The organism is Clostridium thermobutyricum (assembly GCF_000371465.1).
In the GTDB taxonomy this organism is placed as follows: Bacteria; Bacillota; Clostridia; order Clostridiales; family Clostridiaceae; genus Clostridium; species Clostridium thermobutyricum.
In genome coordinates, this window is record NZ_KB850956.1 from 1,814,773 (window position 1) to 1,835,718 (window position 20,946).

At 26.3% G+C, this 20,946-nt stretch carries 18 protein-coding genes; 2 read left to right on the plus strand and 16 right to left on the minus strand.

The features are described from left to right. Window positions 1–5: 5 nt before the first annotated feature. The 5 genes from HMPREF1092_RS08460 to HMPREF1092_RS08480 all read right to left on the minus strand — a co-directional run bounded on the left by HMPREF1092_RS08460 (window position 6) and on the right by HMPREF1092_RS08480 (window position 5,062). The gene (locus HMPREF1092_RS08460) at window positions 6–338 is read right to left on the minus strand and encodes a winged helix-turn-helix transcriptional regulator (protein ID WP_002598245.1); all 333 of its coding nucleotides are present in this window, start codon (window positions 336–338) and stop codon (window positions 6–8) included. 138 nt (window positions 339–476) lie between these two features. Beyond that, window positions 477–1,598 carry a deaminase domain-containing protein gene (locus HMPREF1092_RS08465; protein ID WP_002598246.1) on the minus strand — a complete coding sequence of 374 codons (1,122 nt, stop codon included), beginning with the start codon at window positions 1,596–1,598 and terminating at the stop codon, window positions 477–479. A 122-nt stretch (window positions 1,599–1,720) separates the two neighbouring features. After that, window positions 1,721–3,481 carry a 1-deoxy-D-xylulose-5-phosphate synthase gene (locus HMPREF1092_RS08470; protein WP_002598247.1) on the minus strand — a complete coding sequence of 587 codons (1,761 nt, stop codon included), beginning with the start codon at window positions 3,479–3,481 and terminating at the stop codon, window positions 1,721–1,723. Window positions 3,482–3,818: 337 nt separating this feature from the next. Then, entirely contained in the window at window positions 3,819–4,133 is a 315-nt protein-coding gene (locus HMPREF1092_RS08475; RefSeq protein WP_040413666.1) for a DUF2500 domain-containing protein, read from the minus strand. 173 nt (window positions 4,134–4,306) lie between these two features. Then, window positions 4,307–5,062 (minus strand): SH3 domain-containing protein, encoded by a 756-nt coding sequence (locus HMPREF1092_RS08480; RefSeq protein WP_002598249.1) that lies wholly within the window; start codon window positions 5,060–5,062, stop codon window positions 4,307–4,309. Between the two features lie 295 nt (window positions 5,063–5,357). Between HMPREF1092_RS08480 and HMPREF1092_RS08485 the strand changes: the two genes are divergently transcribed. Next, window positions 5,358–6,242, plus strand: coding sequence for a hypothetical protein (locus HMPREF1092_RS08485; RefSeq protein WP_002598250.1), 885 nt, complete (start codon window positions 5,358–5,360; stop codon window positions 6,240–6,242). A 151-nt stretch (window positions 6,243–6,393) separates the two neighbouring features. Here HMPREF1092_RS08485 and HMPREF1092_RS08490 read toward each other — a convergent pair whose 3' ends face one another. From HMPREF1092_RS08490 to HMPREF1092_RS08500, 3 genes are all read right to left on the minus strand, one after another. Further along, window positions 6,394–7,668 carry a C40 family peptidase gene (locus tag HMPREF1092_RS08490; protein ID WP_002598251.1) on the minus strand — a complete coding sequence of 425 codons (1,275 nt, stop codon included), beginning with the start codon at window positions 7,666–7,668 and terminating at the stop codon, window positions 6,394–6,396. 437 nt (window positions 7,669–8,105) lie between these two features. After that, complete coding sequence (locus HMPREF1092_RS08495; protein ID WP_002598252.1) at window positions 8,106–8,699, minus strand: isochorismatase family protein; 594 nt, start codon at window positions 8,697–8,699, stop codon at window positions 8,106–8,108. A gap of 61 nt (window positions 8,700–8,760) precedes the next feature. Next, entirely contained in the window at window positions 8,761–9,960 is a 1,200-nt protein-coding gene (locus HMPREF1092_RS08500) for a multidrug efflux MFS transporter (RefSeq protein ID WP_002598253.1), read from the minus strand. A gap of 170 nt (window positions 9,961–10,130) precedes the next feature. Here HMPREF1092_RS08500 and HMPREF1092_RS08505 point away from each other — a divergent pair, with 170 nt between their 5' ends. Beyond that, the gene (locus HMPREF1092_RS08505) at window positions 10,131–10,727 is read left to right on the plus strand and encodes a TetR/AcrR family transcriptional regulator (protein ID WP_002598254.1); all 597 of its coding nucleotides are present in this window, start codon (window positions 10,131–10,133) and stop codon (window positions 10,725–10,727) included. Between the two features lie 83 nt (window positions 10,728–10,810). Here the strand turns inward: HMPREF1092_RS08505 and HMPREF1092_RS08510 are convergent, their stop codons facing one another. From HMPREF1092_RS08510 to HMPREF1092_RS08545, 8 genes are all read right to left on the minus strand, one after another. Beyond that, window positions 10,811–12,223: a 6-phospho-beta-glucosidase gene (locus HMPREF1092_RS08510; RefSeq protein ID WP_002598255.1), complete on the minus strand. Its 1,413-nt coding sequence runs from the start codon at window positions 12,221–12,223 to the stop codon at window positions 10,811–10,813. A gap of 52 nt (window positions 12,224–12,275) precedes the next feature. Beyond that, window positions 12,276–13,694 (minus strand): 6-phospho-beta-glucosidase, encoded by a 1,419-nt coding sequence (locus HMPREF1092_RS08515; RefSeq protein ID WP_002598256.1) that lies wholly within the window; start codon window positions 13,692–13,694, stop codon window positions 12,276–12,278. Between the two features lie 92 nt (window positions 13,695–13,786). Next, window positions 13,787–15,685 carry a beta-glucoside-specific PTS transporter subunit IIABC gene (locus HMPREF1092_RS08520; protein WP_002598257.1) on the minus strand — a complete coding sequence of 633 codons (1,899 nt, stop codon included), beginning with the start codon at window positions 15,683–15,685 and terminating at the stop codon, window positions 13,787–13,789. Window positions 15,686–15,810: 125 nt separating this feature from the next. Next, window positions 15,811–16,638, minus strand: a complete 828-nt coding sequence (licT, locus tag HMPREF1092_RS08525) for a BglG family transcription antiterminator LicT (protein ID WP_002598258.1) — start codon at window positions 16,636–16,638, stop codon at window positions 15,811–15,813. Window positions 16,639–17,085: 447 nt separating this feature from the next. Continuing rightward, complete coding sequence (locus HMPREF1092_RS08530; RefSeq protein WP_002598259.1) at window positions 17,086–18,192, minus strand: alpha/beta hydrolase; 1,107 nt, start codon at window positions 18,190–18,192, stop codon at window positions 17,086–17,088. 131 nt (window positions 18,193–18,323) lie between these two features. Then, the gene (locus HMPREF1092_RS08535) at window positions 18,324–19,220 is read right to left on the minus strand and encodes an ROK family protein (protein ID WP_002598260.1); all 897 of its coding nucleotides are present in this window, start codon (window positions 19,218–19,220) and stop codon (window positions 18,324–18,326) included. Window positions 19,221–19,325: 105 nt separating this feature from the next. After that, a complete protein-coding gene (locus HMPREF1092_RS08540) occupies window positions 19,326–20,201 on the minus strand; it encodes a helix-turn-helix domain-containing protein (RefSeq protein ID WP_002598261.1) in 876 nt (291 codons plus the stop codon). Between the two features lie 106 nt (window positions 20,202–20,307). Continuing rightward, window positions 20,308–20,733 (minus strand): hypothetical protein, encoded by a 426-nt coding sequence (locus tag HMPREF1092_RS08545; protein ID WP_002598262.1) that lies wholly within the window; start codon window positions 20,731–20,733, stop codon window positions 20,308–20,310. Between the last annotated feature and the right edge of the window lie 213 nt (window positions 20,734–20,946).

Below are 20,946 nucleotides of genomic sequence, written 5' to 3' on the forward strand. Positions count from 1 at the left end.
AACCACTATTTATCACAAGAAATATTACTATTACTCCAACATATCATTTTCTCCATAACTTCAAGAAGTGAAAGTCCTGATTCAGTTAAATAATAAGTTGATTCTACAGAGTTATTTATAGTTTTTTTATCATTAGTTATTATATTATTTTCTATTAATAAATCTAATTGCTGAGATAACATCTTTTTACTACAACCTTTTACTGCTCTTTGTAATTCACCAAATCTCATTTTTTTATCTTGTAATTCCCATAATATTACTCCAACCCACTTTTTTCCTAAAAGACTTGATAAGGCCTCTACTGGGCAATCATATATTATATTATCCATGTTATACATATCTAATCTCCCCTATATTCTAATATTTATTAATTAAAATTTCTTTATCTAATTTTAGTAATATTTTTAATTTATATAGATTTTCATATATAAATAAATTTTATCACATATACTTTTTATAAAATATTATTTATAACACTATTCTCCATACTTTTTATTATATTTAACCTCAACCTTTATATTTGGATACTTTTCACAAAATTGACTAATTACAAAATAACAACTTGGACAAGGCTCCCACTTCGTATATAAAGTAAGATTTCCCCTATCTTTTAAAATTTTCTGTTTTATTTTTTCATGGATTTCTTCTAATATTTTTTTCTCACTATCATTAATTCTATTATAACCAATACCTAATTCACCAAGTTTATTAACCTTTCTGCTTTTAAATCTACTTTTTTCTATAGGTATTACTTTACAATAATCTTCAATATCATTTTTTCCACTTATAGCTTTAAACTCTTTATTATCAAAGGTTGCTAAAGCAATATTTATAGAGTCTTGAAGAGCTAAGCTTTGATTTATATTAAAAATATCATCTTTATAATGTTCTATGTACTTATCTATACTTTTTATTAAACGATTCATTCTATTTATGTTGTTATTTAAATATTGATGATACTCCACAGAACCTTCTTTCGCTTTAATGTAGCTATAATTTATCTCTTTTGGTATTTTCATTTTTAATGTTTTTATTTTAGTTTTTTCATTATAACTTTCAATTACATTTTTACAATTGCCTAAAATCATTTTCTTTAAAAATTCTATATCTTTTGCAAAAAGGTATTTATCTTCTAATTCTTCTTCTAAAATTTCAAGTCTTTCTAATTCTTCTAAAGAAATTTTTCTTGAAACATTTTCTTTAGTTTTTTCTATAACTTCTATTATATGCTCTACATTATCTCTAGTACTTTTTTCTCTTTCATACTCTTCCCTATTTATATAAAGTTTTTTTATTCTCTTTAATTTTTCACATATAATTTCATGTTTATCTTCAAAAATCATTATCTTTTTTATATAATCAATAAAATCTTCTACATTATCAACTTTATAGGTTATATCTCTATTTAAGCATTTATCTAATCTTTCAAAAATATCATCATTAATATTAAAAACTTTTTTTACTTCGTCTTTAAATTTTTCTTTATCATTAGCTTTTATATTATAATTTTCATTTTTCAAAGCATTTTTTAAATCTTTTAAGTTACTAATTTTTATTCTATCTCTCTTACTAATCTTTAGTGCTGGATTTTCTATCATAAATACCTCTTTTTATAACTTAATTTACTATTTTCATATTATATCATATATAAATTAAATCAAAGGCATATACAAAAAGATGCCTAAAAGCAATTATTACTTTTAGACACCTTTTAAATTAATTATTTAAGTGCATTTTTTATATCTTCAACTATTAACTCTTCTGTTAAATGGTAACGTTCATATAATTCTTTTAATGGAACACTATTTGTAAATTCTTTTGTTGCTCCAAAGTTTAATACTTTCATATCTTTAGCACCATAGAATCTTGAAATCTTTTCTCCAAATCCACCATCAAGAAGTCCATCTTCTAAAGTTATTACTAAATCGTGATTTTCTGATAATTCATTTAGTAATTCTTCATCTATTCCACTTATAAATCTAGGATTTATTAATGTTGCATCAATTCCTAATTCTTCTTTTACTTTATTATAAACTTTTTCTCCAAGTCCATAGAAGCTTCCAAGTCCTATAATAGCAACTTTACTTCCTTCTTTAACTTTAACGAATTTATTTAAGTTAGAGAAATCAGCTTCAACTTTAACTCCAGTTGATACTACTGCTGTATTAGGAACACGTATTACTACTGGATGCTTATCTTGTTCTATTCCCCAATCTAACATAGCTAAATATTCTTCTTTGTTAGTTGGTGCAAGGTAAACTATATTAGGAATGTTTGATATTAATGGAATATCAAATAATCCATGGTGAGTTACATCTGCTCCTGTTATTCCTCCACCATAAACTAAAATTACTGCTGGATTATTATTTATAGCAAGGTCATGTGATAATTGGTCATATGATCTTTGTAAGAATGTACTGAAGAATGCAGCTACTGGTTTAGCTCCTTGTGAAGCCATTGCTGAAGCAAATGCTACTGCATGTTCTTCTGCTATACCAACATCTACATATTGGTCTTTAAGTTCTTCTCTAAAAGGAATAAATCCTAATGGAGCAGGAGTAGCAGCTGTTATTGCTACAATCTTTTTATCTTTTTTTGCTTTCTCTAATAAAAATTTACTTGCTGCACTTGCATAAGTTTCATTTGTATTCATAGCTCTTGGTTTATTAGTTTTTGGATCAAATGGCATTATATAATGGAAAGGTTCTTTATCTTTTTCTGCCTCTTCATGTCCTTTACCTTTTACAGTGTACATGTGAACAAGTACAGGATGGTCTGCATCTTTAACCTTTTTAAAAGTTTCGATTAAATCTTGAATATTATGTCCATCTTTAACAAAATGATATTCAAATCCTAAAGCTTTAAAAAAGTTATTTTCAGCTTTTCCTTCTGTTTCTCTAAGCTCTTTTAAGTTTTGATAAAGTCCACCATAGTTTGGTGCAATAGACATATCATTATCATTTACAACTACTATTATATTATTTCCTGATTCAACAGCATTGTTTAATCCTTCATAAGCTTCTCCACCACTTAAAGAACCATCACCTATAACTGCTATAATATTTTCATTTCCACCTTTTACATCTCTAGCTTTAGCTAATCCACAAGCTAAACTAACTGAAGTTGAAGTGTGACCTATTGTAAAGAAGTCATGTGGACTTTCATGTTGTGAAGTATATCCTGTAATAGATTTATATTCTTCTGGATTTATAAAAGCATTTTTTCTTCCAGTTAACATTTTGTGTATATAAGATTGATGAGATACATCATATACTATTTTATCTATTGGTGAGTTAAATACATAGTGCATAGCTATAGTAGCTTCTACCATACCTAAGTTTGGTCCAAAGTGTCCACCTGTTGTAGTTACTTTTTTTATTAAAACTTCTCTTATTTCACTTGCTAATGTATTTAATTCTTCATTACTAAGTTCTCTTAAATCTTTTGGTTCATTTACTTTATTTAGTACGTTTAATGTCATATAATTTCCTCCTATACTATTTCTAAAGTTATCTTTCTGTAACTTAGTATACTCCTTGGAGCTAACTCTAAGTCAATAATTATTATTTTAATATTTTAAAAACTCAGTTCTTAATTTATACAAATATATAAATATAAAATTTACCTCATAGAAATGTCTTTAGTATAATTTCATTTATAAATTCTTTATGGAAAATTATATTATTCTTTTTAAATCACTTTAATTTACATATTAATAATTAATTCAATTTTAAAAGAAATTTTTCTTATTAATACTAATATATCTAAATAATAAAAAAAGAGAGAGCAAACTTCCCTCTTCATTTATGCTCTAATAATTAAACACCTTTTTCAAACTTAATAAATTCAGTTCCTTTAAAACTTAATTTCCCCTTAGTTCCTTTATTTAATCTCTTAAACTCTTCTTTTCCCACAGAAAACTCTTGTTGTCTACCATTTGCATCTTCAAAAACTATATAATATTCATTTTCTAATATTTCTTTATTATCATTAGATTTTTTAGAACTATTACTTTCTTTCCTTTTAGAAATTACCTTTGCTTTTGTAGAAATATCAGTCTTTTTATACTTATAAGAATCTTTAACACTTATGACCATTAATATCATGAGAAATATTAATGTTATAACTAACAAAATTTGAATAACAATTACCCCCTCATAAACAAATTCTTAATCCCTTTTGATAGTATTTCCAGATTATTCTACCACTTTAAAATATGTTATTCAATCTACTTTTATTTAGTAACCTTAGAAAATAAATATATAAATAATAAAAAGTGCCTAAAATTTTAGACACTTTCAATTTATTATTTTACAAATCTATCAGAAACATATCCTATATTTCCATCACTAGCTTTTACTTTATAATAAGCTCCTGACATACCTAGGATTTCAACTCTTTCACCATTATTTAAATGTTCTATATCACCTGAATGACTATTTGCATCTATATGCAATATAGCTTTTTTCGTACTACTATTAAAACTTATAAATCCGTATTTACCTGTTTGCTCCTTTTGAACATTTTCTTTATGCTCTGGTTCCTTTGGTTTATGCTCTTGAACTCTTTCTGCATTATTTTGATTATTTGTTTTGTGTTCTACTTTAGAAGCATTATTATTTGTTTTATGTTCTACATTAGTAGCCTTTTTAGGTTCATTATTTTTTACATCGTTATTAACTTTAGTAGTAGTAGAATTATCTATATTTTCATTACTCTTTGAGCTATCACTATTTGTATTAGCATTTGTATTATTATCAGCAGTTTTAGTGCTATCATTTGCAGTATTATCAACATTTTTATTAGTATCATTTGAGTTATTAGCTACATTATAATTTTCATCTACCTTTGTATTAACAGTAGCTTTTCCACTATCAACTGTACTTTGTTGATTAGACGAACCTGCTATATATCCCCAAAACATTATAAATATTAAGAAACTTATAATTCCTAATAATACCTTAGATTTCTTTTTATACTTTGACTTTATAATAAAGAAAATTCCTATAGGCCAAAATATAATAAAGCATATTATTTTTATTAATTTTTTTAGTTTATTCATATTTCCCCCCAAATATATAAATTTTATTGTAATCCCCAATGTATCTTATCACAATATATAAATTTGTAAATTTTAAATATTAAACAAATTTTTAGAACATAATTTAATTTATTAATTGTTTTATATTTGAAGGAAAATTTTTCTGAAAATATATAAGTCTATATCTTTTTTATTTTAAAACCTCTTAATTTATCAACTTATTTTTATATTATTAAATATTTATTTATAACTTTCAATATTTAGAAATTTATTCTATAATTAAGGTAATAAAAAAAAGGTATAAAAGGGGAAGATTATGAATTATCAAGAAGAAAACAGAGTATCAATGTTATTCCCATTAATTGCTTTTGTTCCTAATTTAATTATCAACATGCTAGCTATTTTTTGGAGAATGAACTTATCAAGATTACTATTAAACATTCATAATATAGTTAGTTTTACATTATTTACTTGTATCATATTAACTTTTATGATTTTTGCAAATCCGCTTAATATATTTAACTTTGATGAGATAGAATATTCAAAAGAAAAAACTTTACCTTATAGAGTATTTCTTATAATTTTAGTTTTATATACACTTTCAACATTTGTTATATTTGCTAATATGAGAATTATAAGTATCTCTTCTGGCATAATGACATATTCTTTTTATACAATTTTGCATTTAAAAAGACTTGAATTTGCTAAGGCTAAAAGAGATGAATATAAAACTAGATTTCAAAAAAAGATGTCTGGACTTTCTGAAGAATCAGGAGATAGAAATATTTTTTGGAGATATAAACTTTGGTTTTCTCCAAGAGTAAAACTTCCTATGAATAGAAGATTGCCTCCAAATATCTTTGGTTTTATATTAATTATTTTTTTCTTTTTCAGAAATGAAGCTAGAACTATAACTATAATAGGAATTATTTATTCAGTTTATTTTATAATAACTATAATTGAATATTTGACCAGTCTTTATACAGAAACAAAAGGTTATTGCACTGAAATTTATAGCTTTAATAAAAGAGGTTTAGAGTACTGGACAATTACAGTAATTGATTATAAAAATAAAAGAGAATTACATTTTACAACTTCTCATAGACCTTATTTTGAAGCTGGTGATTATGTAAGAGTTGTATCTACTATGTTTACTAAAAGAATAGTAACTTTTTCTAGTACATCTGAAAAAACTTATTAAATTATATATTTTTATTTATAAACTTTACTTGTTTTTATTTTTAAATATAATCACTTTTTAATAAGAATATTTCAAGAAGATTTAATTTATAAAATTAATTAAAAAGGCTGTCCATAAGACAGCCTTTTTTAATATCTAATTATCCTATAGATTATAATACTCTTCTAGCATTTGTGTATGGATATAATGGCATTGTAGTTACATAAGCTCCTGTGTGAGGTGCTGCTATTATTTCTCCATTACCAATGTACATAGCAACATGGTAAGCTGGATCTCCCCAGAATACTAAGTCTCCTGGTTGTAAATCTCCTTTTGCAACTGGTGTTCCACATTCTTGTTGTTCAGCAGCAGTTCTTGGTAAACTTACTCCTTCAGCTCCAAATACATATTGCATTAATCCTGAACAGTCAAATCCACTTGGGCTTTCTCCTCCCCAAACATATGGAACTCCTATGAACTGTTCTGCTTCTGAAATTACAGCTTGTGCACTTGCACTTGCTTTTGCTCCATTTGGTACATATTGAGTGTTTCCAGCTGTGCTCTTAACAACATTTCCACTAGCTGTTGAAACTATCATTGTTGAACCTTGTTTTGAATTTGAACTATTTGAGTTTGAACTACTTGAATTTGAGTTTGAACTTGAGCTTGATTTTGCACTTGAGCTTGATTTTGAGCTATTTGAGCTTGATTTTTGTGCTGAACTATTTTCTTTAGCTTGTTTTTCAGCATCAGCTTTTAAAGCAGCTTGTACTTGTTGTTTTTGTAAAGCTATTTCTTGTGCTGAATCTTTAGCTATTGTATCTTTTATTGAACTTAATAGTCCTTGTTCTTGATTTTTAGCACTTTGTTCTGCAGCTAAGTTACTTGCTATTTTATTTTTTGAAGCTTGTAAAGTGTTTACGTTGTTTTGTAAACTATCTTTTTCGCTTTGTAATTGACTTTCTTGGCTTTGGATTTGTTTTAAAATCTTTTGGTTACTTTGATTTATGCTATATATATCTTGTAAATTTGTTACTATTTGTGAGAAACTTTTTCCTGAGAAAAGAACGTTTAAGTATGCTAATAAACCATTGTTTGCATATCCTTGTTCATAAAGTCCCTTTATTTCTTGATTCATTTTTTCTTTATTTGCATTTAATTGTGCTTGTGTATTTGAAATTTGTGTTTGAAGTGATGCAATATTATTGTTAGCTTCTGCAATTTTATTATTAAGGCTTTGTGATTCCATCATACTATTTTGAATTTGGTTATCTAACTTTTCAATTTGTTCTTGAGTCTCTATAGCCTTTTGTTGTTGTTGTGCTTTATCTTCACTAATAGCTTGTACAGTATTTGGTGTATCTGCAAATGCAGTAGTAATTCCTGAGAACATTGATGCAGACATAGTAATTGCAAATATTAACGCTACTAATAATTTTTTCTTCATAATTTAAAAACTCCCTTATCTTATCTATCGTTTAATTCATACGAAATCAATTTCATTTCAAAAAAATTTATGTCAATTTGTTATCATTTTAATCTCAAATAACTTTTCATATGACACTAATTTTTCAATTTTTTTCATTTATTCTTCATTTGTTTTTTTATACGTTCATTACGCATATATTTATAATACAACTTTCTAAAAAGAATTTCTTTTGTTTTTTAATATTTTTATTAAAACCTAAACTTATGTTAACATTGTTAACTTTTTATCTTTATTTTGTAAGTTTTTTGTAATAAAATCTTAATTTTCTACTTTTTTCACCTAAAATTTTGAAGTTTTCATTAACAAAAAAAGTCAGGTAAATCCTGACTTTTATTTAATATTTTATATAGCTTATATATTTAAAAATTGGATGTTTTTCACTAAATCTTTATAAACTATTTTATCATTGATTCTATATTTTCAGTTTTTCTGATTTTACCCATTCTAGGGAATATATTTTTAGTTACAAAATCATGTTCTTCTTTTGATAATGCTGTCATTGCATCTTCAACAAAAATTTGGTTATATCCTCTTTGATATGCTTCTCTTGCAGTAGTATCTACTCCAATTCCAGTTGAAATACCACAAAGAATTATGTTTTCAATTCCACGTCTTCTTAATTGTAAATCTAAATCTGTTCCATAAAATGCTCCCCATTGTCTTTTTGTAATGTAATGAGCTTTATCTATTCCTTTTAATTCAGGAATATATTCATCCCATCCTTCAGGACGAACAAAATTATTTCCACTTAAATCTGTTTTTGGATTTGGCATATCTTTACCATCTGTAGTTGAAACTCTTACAAGAACTACAAATCCACCTTTTTCTTTTACTACATCTATTAATTTATTAGTATTTGAAACAACTTCTTTACCTGTATAAGGATTTAAATCTCTATTTACAATTCCATCTTGTAAATCTATAACTACGAGTGCGGTTTTTTCTCCTTTAATAAAATCTTTTTCATTAGTTAAGTTTGTTTCAGCCATCTTAAACTCTCCTTTTCTTTTGTTTATATTTTTATAAAACTCTAAAATTTTATAATAAAATTTATTTTGACGATCCTTTATTAATTTTTTTATAAACTTTAAAATAAACCCAAAGTGCATTTAAAAATAACAATGTGCTTGTAACAAAGAATACATATCTTATTCCTAAAAACGATGATATTTGTCCCCCTAAAACTGATCCACCAAATGTTCCTAAATATTGAGCTGAAATACTAAATCCAAATACTCTACCTGTAAGTTCATTTGGTGTAATTCTTTTAATTAAAGTATTTACAGCTGGAGTTAATCCTCCAAAAGCTAGTCCTAATAAAAATCTTAGCCCCATAAGCTGCCAAGGATTTTTTACAAATGCTTGAGGAATATAAATTATTCCCGCTATAATTAATGAAATTAGTATTACTTTTTCTACTCCAACTTTGTTTGATAACTTTCCAAGTCTTGGCGCTGAAATTATATTCGCTAAACCTGAAGCAGAAAAAACAACACCTGCTATTACTGCAACATCTTTAATATGATTACATAATTCTGACACATAAACTGTTATAATTGGTTCTATGGAATATAGTGATAATGATAATACAAATGCTGTTAAAAGCATTGTAAGAGTTAAACCTCTCTGTGGAAGAGTATTCCACAATTCTTTTGTACTAAATTCCATTTTTTCGTTGCGTACAAAATCTTCTTTTATAAATAATAAAGTTGTTATAAATGCAATAAATAATAATCCACCAGTTATAAAAAATACATTTCTAAAACCAAAAGTATCTCCTATAAATCCTCCAAAAGTTGGTCCAAGTAAAGAACCTGCAATATTTGCTGTTGAAAGAATTCCTAAAGCCCATCCAGCTTCTTCATTAGTAGTTTGAGTTGCAATTAAAGTAGTACAAGCTGTACTAAATCCTGTTATAACCCCTTGAAGTAATCTAAGTCCTATAAGTTCATATACATTACTAACAAACCCCATAGAACCGACTATTATTGACATTCCAAGACTTGCTCTTAAAAGCATTGGTTTTCTACCAATTTTATCAGCTGCTTTCCCCCATATTGGTGAAAATATAGCTGAAACTACAAAGGTTATTCCAAAAGCTAATCCAGAAAGTTGTTCAATTAATCCTGTATTATGTACTCCAAGCTTATTTATGTAAATAGGTAATATAGGTGCAATTTGACTCATTCCAATTCCTGTTACAAACATTCCAAACCAACAGAACCATAAGTTTCTTCTCCACATTTTCATAAATAAAACTCCTTTCTACTCAAAAAATTATAAACTATGTTTTGTAGTTTGTAAACTATACTTTATAGTTTATAAGTTATATTTTATAGTTTGTTTAATATTATATATTATGCTAAAATATTTTATAAAGTTAGTACTACTCTATTTTAGATAGCAATAGGAGTGATAAAATGTCACAAAAAAATATTTTAACTAAACAAAAAAGAAATTTAACTAAACAAAAGATTATTGAAGTTACTTTTGAATTAGCTGATGAAATAGGTTTAAATAAAGTAACTTTTCAAAAAATAGCAGAAAAATTAGGAATAAAATATCCTTCTTTATATAATCATTTTAAAAATATGGAGAATCTTAAATTAGAAATGACAATCTCTAGTTTAAATAGATTAAATAGTATCCTAACTCAAGGTTTAATTGGGAAAAGTGGCGAAGATGCAATAAAAGAATTTTCTAAACTATATAAAGAATTTGCTTTTGAAAATAGAACAGCATATGAGCTTTTTATAAGCACAAGAACTACAGGAAATGAAGAGTTTTTTAATTTAGCAAGAGAAACTTTTACTATAATCTTTCAAATTTTAGGTTACTATACTAATGACAGAGTATATCTTACACATAAAAGCAGAGCATTAAGAAGTATGCTGCATGGATTTATTTCTTTATATTTCTTTGGATACTTCAAAAATGATATTGATTTAGAAGAAAGTTTTGAATTTTTAGTGGAAGATTTTATTTATTCTTTACCTAGAATTTCTGAAAAAAATTAGCAATATATAAAGTAAAGAGCATTAAGATAAAATATCTTAATGCTCTTTTTAATATTTTAATTGTTGTTGAATCTAGCTTTTATTTATAACTCTTCCCCATTTGTTTCTATAACTTTCTTATACCAATAGAAACTCTTCTTTTTACTTCTATTTAATGTTCCTTTTCCTTCATTGTCTTTATCTACATAGATAAATCCATATCTTTTTTTCATTTCTCCAGTTCCTGCACTGATTAAATCAATACATCCCCATGGAGTATATCCCATTAAGTCAACACCATCAATTTCTACTGCTTTTTTCATTTCTTTTATATGTTGTCTTAAATATTCTATTCTATAATCATCATTAATACTTCCATCTTCTTCAACCTTATCTACTGCTCCTAATCCATTTTCAACACAGAATAGTGGAATTTGATAACGGTCATAAAGGTTATTTAATGAAATTCTAAATCCTTTAGCATCTATTTGCCATCCCCATTCTGAGGCTTCTAAATAAGGATTTTTAACTCCACCTAACATATTTCCTTTAATTTCATCTTGGTCATTTTTATCTGATGATTGAACTAAAGTCATATAATAACTAAATCCTATGAAATCTACTTTTCCTTCTCTTAAAATTTCTTCGTCTCCTTCTTCCATTTTAAGTTTTACATTATTTCTTTCTAAGAATTTTTTAGCTTTATTTGAATAATATCCTCTTGCATGAACATCTGAGAAATAATATGTGTTATCCATAAATTCATTTGAAAGTTGTACATCATCTGGATTACAAGTTTTTGCATAAGATTGTGGATAAAGAATCATACATCCAATTTTAAAATCTTTATTTATTTCATGTCCTAATTTAACTGCTTTTGCACTTGCTATTAATTGATGATGAGCTGCTTGATAGCAAACTTGCATTTTATTTTCGCCTTCTTTAAATTTTATTCCTGCTGGAATAAATGGATGTAATGCTACTACGTTTATTTCATTAAATGTCATCCAATACTTAACTTTATCTTTATATCTATTAAAAATAACTTTGCAATAATTTAAATAGAAATCTACTAATTTTCTATCTCTCCATGAACCATACTTTGTTACTAAACCATATGGCATTTCATAATGTGAAATAGTAACTACAGGCTCTATTCCATATTTTAAACATTCATCAAAAAGATTATCATAGAATTTTAATCCTTCTTCATTTGGATCTTGTTCATCTCCATTCGGAAAAATTCTTGTCCAGTTTATTGATGTTCTAAAACATTTAAATCCCATTTCAGAAAATAATTTTATATCTTCTTTATATCTATGATAAAAATCTATAGCTTCATGTGATGGATAATATTCTCCTTCTATTATTCCATCAGTATATCTTCTTGCCTTTGTATAAGAACCTGCTGTTGCAACATCTGCTGTGCTAAGCCCTTTACCATCTACATTATAAGCTCCTTCACATTGGTTAGCAGCTACTGCTCCACCCCATAAAAATCCTTCCTTAAAACTCATCTTATAACACCTCTTCTTTCTAATAGAAAAATACCTTAATAGTTAAATTTCATTATAAACTCTCTCCATTTGTAATTATAACATTTTTATACCAATCAAAGGATTTCTTTTTGCTACGTTTTAAAGTTCCATTTCCTTCATTATCCTTATCAACATAAATAAATCCATATCTTTTTTTCATTTCTCCAGTACTTGCACTTACAAGGTCAATACATCCCCAAGGAGTATATCCTAAAAGTTCTATTCCTTCTTCAACCGCAATTTTCATTTCTTTTATATGCTCTCTTAAATAATCAATTCTGTAATCATCATTAATGCTTCCATCTTCTTCAACCTTATCAACTGCTCCTAGTCCATTTTCAACTATCATTAATGGAATTTGATAACGGTCATATAAATCTCTCATTGTAACACGTAATCCTATAGCATCAATTTGCCATCCCCATTCTGAAGCTTTTAAATATGGATTTTTTAGAGAATCAAATATATTAGCTTTACAATTTCCTAATACCTCTGGATCTGTACTTGTACATCTAGAAGAATAATAAGAGAATGCATAATAATCTACTGGATATTTTTTAATTATTTCCTCATCTCCTTCTTCCATTTTTATATCAATTCCTTTTTTCTTAAAATAAGCTTTTATATAACTTGGATATTCTCCTCTTACATGTACATCTCCATAAAAATAAGCTGCTCTATTATCATCTTGTGCTTTTATAATATCTTCTGGCTTACATGAATATGGATAAACACTACCTGATGCTATCATACAACCAATTTTATTTTCTTTATCTACTTCATGACCAATTTTAGTTGCTAAACTACTTGCAACAAATAAATTATGAGAAGCTCTATAAATTATTTCTTCTTTATTTTCTCCTTCTTCTATAATCAATCCTCCACCTAAAAATGGAATATGTTGTATCATATTTATTTCATTGAAAGTTAGCCAATACTTAACTTTTCCTTTATATCTATTGAAAAGAACTGTTGCATAATTTACAAAAAAGTCTATACACTTACGATTTTTCCATCCACCATAATTAGTAGCTAAATATAATGGTGTATCAAAATGACATATTGTAACTATTGGTTCTATTTTATATTTTAATAATTCATCAAAAATATCATCATAGAATTTTAATCCTTCTTCATTTGGCTCTTTTTCATCTCCATTTGGAAAAATTCTTGGCCATGAAATTGACATACGGAAACTCTTAAATCCCATTTCAGCAAATAACTTAATATCCTCTTTATAATGATGATAAAAATCTATTGATTCATGACTTGGATAAAAACCATAATCTGTTTCTAAAGCTTTCTTTGGATTAAAAAAAGCCTCAAAACGTTCCTTTCCTGCTGGAATTATATCAACTAAAGACATACCTTTTCCATCTTCTTTATAAGCACCTTCACATTGGTTTGCAGCTACTGCTCCACCCCATAAAAAACCTTCTTTAAAACTCATATCTATTCCTCCCTTTTTTATAAAGGAGATTTAACTCTCCCTTATTTTTTTATTTATATTTTAATATTAAATCATTCAATCTAGTTAATTTATTAAATTACAACATTTAATAAAGCTTCTTCAAAAGCTATATCTTCTGACTTAGATTCAATCACTTCTAAATAGTTTTGTGAATTTGTTACAATAACCGGTGTTATAACTTCAAAGCCTTCATTTTTTATAGCTTCAACATCAAATTCTAATAATAATTGTCCTTTTTTAATTTTTTCCCCTTGCTTAACTTTTGCATTAAAATGCTTTCCTTCTAATTGAACTGTGTCCATACCAATATGAATTAATATTTCTGCTCCTGAATCTGAAGTAATTCCTATTGCATGTCCTGTTGGAAATAAAGTTGTTAAAACACCATCTACAGGTGAAACTACTTTTCCTTCATAAGGTAATACTGCTACCCCTTTTCCTAAAGCTCCTCCTGCAAAAGCTTCATCTTTTACTTCTGATAGAGGAACTAATTTTCCAACTAAAGGACTTCCTATAACTTCTTTAGCTAGTAATTCATTTTCTACCTTTTTATCTTCTTTAACTTCTTCTACTTCCAATGTTTCTTTATATAAAATCATTGTTAATATAAAACTAACTACCATTCCTACTGCTGTTGCTATAATTGCACTTATAACTTTGCTTGCATCTCCATTTGCAGGATTTATAAAGTTAAAGAAACCAAATACTCCAAGGCCTCCCATTATATATCCTTTTATTTGGAATAATCCGATTAAAGCTCCTCCAATAGCTCCTCCAATACAGCTTATTATAAATGTTTTTATTCTTGGAAGAGTTATTCCATATATAGCAGGTTCAGTTACTCCAAAGAATCCTGAAATTATTGATGGTATTGCTAATGTTTTTAACTTCTTATCTTTTGTTTTAATAAATATAGCCATAACTACTGCTGTTTGAGCAAATGATGCTACAAAAGATAAAGCTAAAATTGTATCAAAGCCTTGAGTTGATAAATTTAAAATTCCAATTGGAATAAGTCCCCAATGTAATCCAAATATAACTAATGCTTGCCATAAACCTCCAAGTAATAATCCTGCAACAATTGGTGAGAACTCATAAACTGCAAGTGTTCCTGCTCCTATAAGCTGACTTGCCCAAGTAGTAATAGGTCCAATAACTATAAATGTTAATGGTACAATAACTATTAAAGTACATAATGGAACTAAGAAAGTTTTAACTACATCTGGAATTATTTTTTTGAATAAATTTTCAACTTTTCCTCCAAAATAAGTTGCAACTATAACAGGAATAACACTTGATGTATAATTCATTAAAATAACTGGTATTCCTAAAAACGTCATATGAACTGGTGACTCTATAAGAGTTCCTTGGAATAATGTATATAAAGGCTGTCCACTTATAGCTGATACCATAGTTGGATATACTAAAGCAGCTCCTATACTCATACCTAAGAATTGATTTGTTTTAAATTTCTTAGATGCAGTGTACCCTAAAAATATTGGGAAGAAATAAAACAATGAATCTCCAATAGCTTGTAACATTTGATAAGTTCCTGATTCAGGAGTAAGCCATCCTAATGCTAAGAATAACGCATTAAATCCTTTTAACATTCCTGTTGCTGCAAGGAATCCTAAAGTTGGAGCAAATATTCCTGAAATAACATCTATAAGCTTATTAAATGGATTCATCTTTTTTTCTTCTACATTGTCATTTTGAGAAAAATTAAAGTTTCCAACTTCCATAACTGCATTAAAAACATCTGGAACATGATTTCCTATAACAACTTGATACTGTCCACCACTTTGAATTACAGTAACAACTCCATCCATTTTCTTTAATACATCTGTATTTGCCTTGCTTTCATCTTTTAGCTTAAAACGTAAACGAGTAATACAATGAGTTAAACTACTAACATTCTCTTTTCCACCTACATTTTTAATTATGTCTTTTGACAATTTTTCATATTTCATAATACACCTCTCTAAATTTATTTTTTTATATAAAAAAGCGAGCCCAAAAAGATAGAATATAAATTTTATTCCATCTCCTTTGGTCTCGCCTGCTTTACCAGTAACAATCCTTTTTTATTAAATTCTTAATCAGTAATACGTTGTATGTGAAGTATTAAATATAATTGCTCTTCTTCAGTTAATTTTTCATTTAAATATTTTTCTATTTTTAACATACATTCATATGCTTTTTTATATTTTTCTTTAACTTGCTTTAATAAAAACTCTTCTTTCTTTTCTTCATTTTCTTTTCTGTTTTTTAATCTCTTAAAGAAGAATCTTAAGTGAGTTACAAACCTTTCATAACTTAAAGACTTTTCATCTAACACAATTCCATAAGAATATTTAACAAGATTCAGTATATCCTGTATCATTTTTGTTTGATTTGCTATATCTGAAACATTTTCAAATGAATTATTTACTTGAGCATTTATTAAATGAAGAGCAATATTACCTGCTTCTTCTTCTGATAAGTAAACTCTCAATTCATCATTAATTGCTTGGACAGCTTTAAGTCCTACACTATATTCTTTAGGATAAAACTTTTTAATTTCCCAAATTAACGCATTTGGTCTTGTTATTCCCTCTTTATAGAGTTTTATTGTGTTACTTACATGGTCTGTAAGAGTAACATATATATAATCATTTAATTCAACTTTAAGTGTATTTTTTGCATATTCAACAATATCATAACAAATTGATATATGTTCTGATGGAATATGTTCTAATAATAATTTAAATCTTTCAGAAGCTTCTTTTTCTTTAAGTATAAAAGTTTTTTCTACTTCTTTCTCTTCTAGCTCCTGACCAACACTTTTTTTAAATGCTATTCCACATCCCATAGCTACAATTTCACGATTAGATAAGTCTTTAGCTAATACAGCATTATTATTAAATATCTTTTTTATTATCATTATATCCCCCCTTTATAAATTTCCTATATAGAAGATTGTCCAATTATAATTCAAAATATATCTATATAAAATAAAAAACCTCAAGTAATCAAAAGAAATTTATAAAATATCTTTTCATTATTTAAGGTCTCGCCTGATCGAATCAGTAACAATCGCATATAAATTTGTAAACGTTAACTCACTATTATAATAACTTGTCTATTTATATTTGTCAATAATTTTTTAACATTTTTTCCAAAAATATTTATACAAATAATTTCATTAATATAAGAGAGTCTATATTATATTTATAGTATAGACTCTCAAGTTTTAATAATTTTTATAAAGCTTATTATTAACAATCTGAACCTTGCATAATGAATTATGAAATTTTATTTAACCTCAAATTACTTCTTTTATATAAAGCACTTTCTAATAATTTTTATTTTTATATTTCTAAAGCTATTTTTACTTACTATATTTCAAAATAAATTTCCCCATTTCAATTGCACAATCTTCACTTTGTGGATAAACTCCCACATTATCTCCATAAGCATGTCCAAAACCTTTATATAATATAATTTCAGTTTGGATACCTGCTTTAGTAAGCTTACTTGCATAAGCTAAACATTCTGGTTTTAAAAAGTCATGCTCTCCAACTGTAATAAAAGTTGGTGGAAGTCCTTTAGGATTCATAATGTATGGACTTAAATATTTGTTTTTAATATCTGAAGTTCCTAAGACAGCTCCTAAAGTATTTGATAATCCTTTAAAAGACTCTAGCATAAGATTTATTCCAAGTTTATATTTATCTGCAATTTCATAATCATCTATACTCCATTTAAAGAATTCATCTTCAACATTTGCCATATTTAAAGTTGGATAAAGTAAAAGTTGTCCTTTTACCATTCCTCCTCCATTTTCCACATCTTTTGTAGTACAATATTGAGCTAAATTTCCACCAGCACTATCACCAGATACAAAAATATTGTTTTTATCTCCTCCAAATTTTTCTGCATTTTCATAAACCCATTTTAATACAGAATAACAATCCTCGTGTCCTGTTGGATAAGGATTTTCTGGACATAATCTATAATCTACTGATACAGCTAATATATCTGTATTTTCAACAATTAGCTTTACTAATTCTTCAACAACATCTGGTGAACCTGCAAAAAATCCTCCTCCATGAATGTAATAAAGAACTTGAGCATTTTCTTTTAAAGTTTCTGATTTATAAATACGTATAGGAATTTCATATCCATCATTTGCCTTTACTTTTTCATTAATTATTTCTATATTTTTTTCAACCATTGGATGGCTCTTAATTCCATTAAATAAAGCTCTCATTTCAGTAACTGACTTCTCTTCTTCTTCAAACTTTCCATTTTCTTTATACATTTTTTCCATCATTTCAATTTGAGATTTCATATCATTATAAAGACGAAGGTCCATTCCACCTTTTTCATCACTATCAGGTAAATTCTTAACTAAAACCTCTACCCCATTAATGATAACCTTTTCTTGTTTTTCAATAATCTTGTCCAATAATTCTTTAGAATACTTTCTAGCCATTTCTAAATTCCCCTTTATTCTCTAAATTAATATTATATTTTTTTAAAACCTAAATTCTAATATTTAAAATCTAAAATAGACTCTATAATTAAATAACTACAACTTTAGAGTTATTTAACTTAAAATATTATCTAATCTTCAGAAAATTGAAGATAATAATTATATAAAGCTCCAATTAAATTAGAGTCATTATAATGCTTACAAGTGTCCACTACTGCATGTGGAATATCAAATGGAATCTTCTCATATATTTTCTCTAAATTTTCTTTAATCTTTTCTAATAAAATTGGTTGTTTTGAAATTCCCCCACCAATTAGAATTTTTTCTGGGTCTAAAATACATTGAAGATTATATATTTGCATTGCTATATTAGTAGTAAACTTTTCAAGTATCTCTAATACATCAGAATCCCTTTCTTCAATCATTGAAAAAACTTTATATCCATTTAAAGATTTAATATCTATATTCTTTTTCTTAGAAACTTCATTTATAAGTGCAGAAGTACTTCCTGTAAGTGCAAATACACTACTAAAATCTAAATGTTTTGTATCTTGCATTATAAAAGAAAATTCACCAGCAAAAAAATTATTTCCTTTATGGATTTTTCTATCCTTTATTATTCCTCCACCAATTCCAGTTCCTAAAATCATAACAACTCCATCTTTACAGTTTTTTAGATTTCCCATCCAAACTTCTGCTAATGCAGCACTTTTCCCATCATTTTCAACAGAAACTGGTACATCTATATGCTCATGAATTTTATCTATTATATTAACATTTGCATTATAGTCTAAAGCTCCTGGTGAATAAATTTGTCCTATTTTTGTATCAATATTTCCTGGCATACTTATAGCAATACCATTAACCTCATCTTTAAGCGAATTGTATAATTCAGTTATTTTTTTCATTAAACTTTCTATACTATCTAAAGGTGTAGAAAATTCTCCCCTTTGAAAAATTTTTGCCTCTTTGTCCATAACAGCATACTTTATTAAAGTACCACCAATATCTAAAACTAATTTTTTCATTAGCCTATCTCTCCTCTCAAATATAAAAATTAAACGCACACTTTAAAAATAAGTATGCGTTTTTACCTTAGTTAAAGGTTATCATTTTTTATTTAATTATTGTTGTTATTTTTTGTCTTCTTTAATGTCATTTTTTAATTCTTTTATATATTTCCTATATTTACTCGGTGTCATTCCATACTTTTCTTTAAAAATATTTATAAAGGATTTTACATTTGAAAAGCCATGAATAGCTGAAATATCTTTAATATTTTCATCAGTTTTTATTATGTTTTCATAAGCTTTGTTAAGTCTATAATTACTTAAATAAACTTTATATGTAACTCCAAACCATTGATGAAACTTTCTAGAAAAATACTCTTTGCTCATATAAAACTTTTTAGCCATATAATCTAAAGACAAGCCCTCTTTATAATTTTCATTTATATAAGTTAAAATTTCCTTTTGCCTTTCCCTATACTTAAATCTCTCATCTTGAATAGTAACTTCTTCACTTATACAGTTAGAAAATAAAATATATAAAATTTCATAAAGATAAGAGTTTATCTTTAAATAATCTAATTCCTTTGGATTTAAAAAATATTCTTTTATATCCAAAAATATTTCAATTAGCCTGTCCTTTTTTAAACCTACTTTCTTAATATCTAATCTTACATTATCAAAATTAGGATAAACATTTTTTATAAAATCATAAGACATAATCAAGATTACTCCACTACTTATTTTGCCTTTATCTTTTTCAAACTCATGCACATCTCCACTATTTACAAAAACAAATTCATTTTTTTTAACGGAAATAGGCGTGCCATTTATTCTTCCATTGATTTCACCTTCAGTAACTAGAGTTAGCTCCATACTTCTATGCCAATGAGGTGATATATAGGAATAATAATCTATATTATAGCTTTCATTATCAATGTACCATATAAATGCAGGTATATTTTCATTTAAATTTATTTTTTCGTATTCTGCTTTGCTCATAATAATCTCCAATTACAATTTATTATATGCCCTTATCTAACTTTACTAAGTTTTGTCTAAACAATATCTATTTAATCTTTTTAAACGCTACTATCATTACAACTATTTATTCCACTATATTAAATAATTCATAAAAATAGCTAATATTATTTTCAAACTCTTCTTCTATTTCTTTTTCTTTAAGATATACTTCTTTATCATATACACATAAAGCATGCTTTTTAGTAAATTCCTCATTTAACTCAACTTTATAACATGTTATTACACCCTTAACATGCTTCTTATATTTTGAAATTACTACTCTATATGTAATGCTATTATAATTTTTTTCATAATAATAAGTTTTACTATTTCTTGAATATTTATATACATAATCTGGGTCCTCTAATATTTCTCTTATATACTTTAAACTAACATCAGGATGACTAATTTTTATATGTTTTCTATAATTACGATTATATAATATTACCTTCTCATGTAATTTACTCTTCAATTTAAAAATTAAAAATCTATCTTCATAATAAAAATCCATCTATATCCCTTCTTTATCTCTGGTATCTAATTTAATTTCCTAATTTAAAACTTTATATTCAAATTTTAGCATATTATAAAAATAGATACAAAATTTCTTATTATCTACATAAAATAAAAAAGCATAGTAATAATACTATGCTTTTTTAGCTAAATAATATTTTTATTCAACTTTATCTTCTTTGGAATAATATTGGATTTTGATTATGCTAAC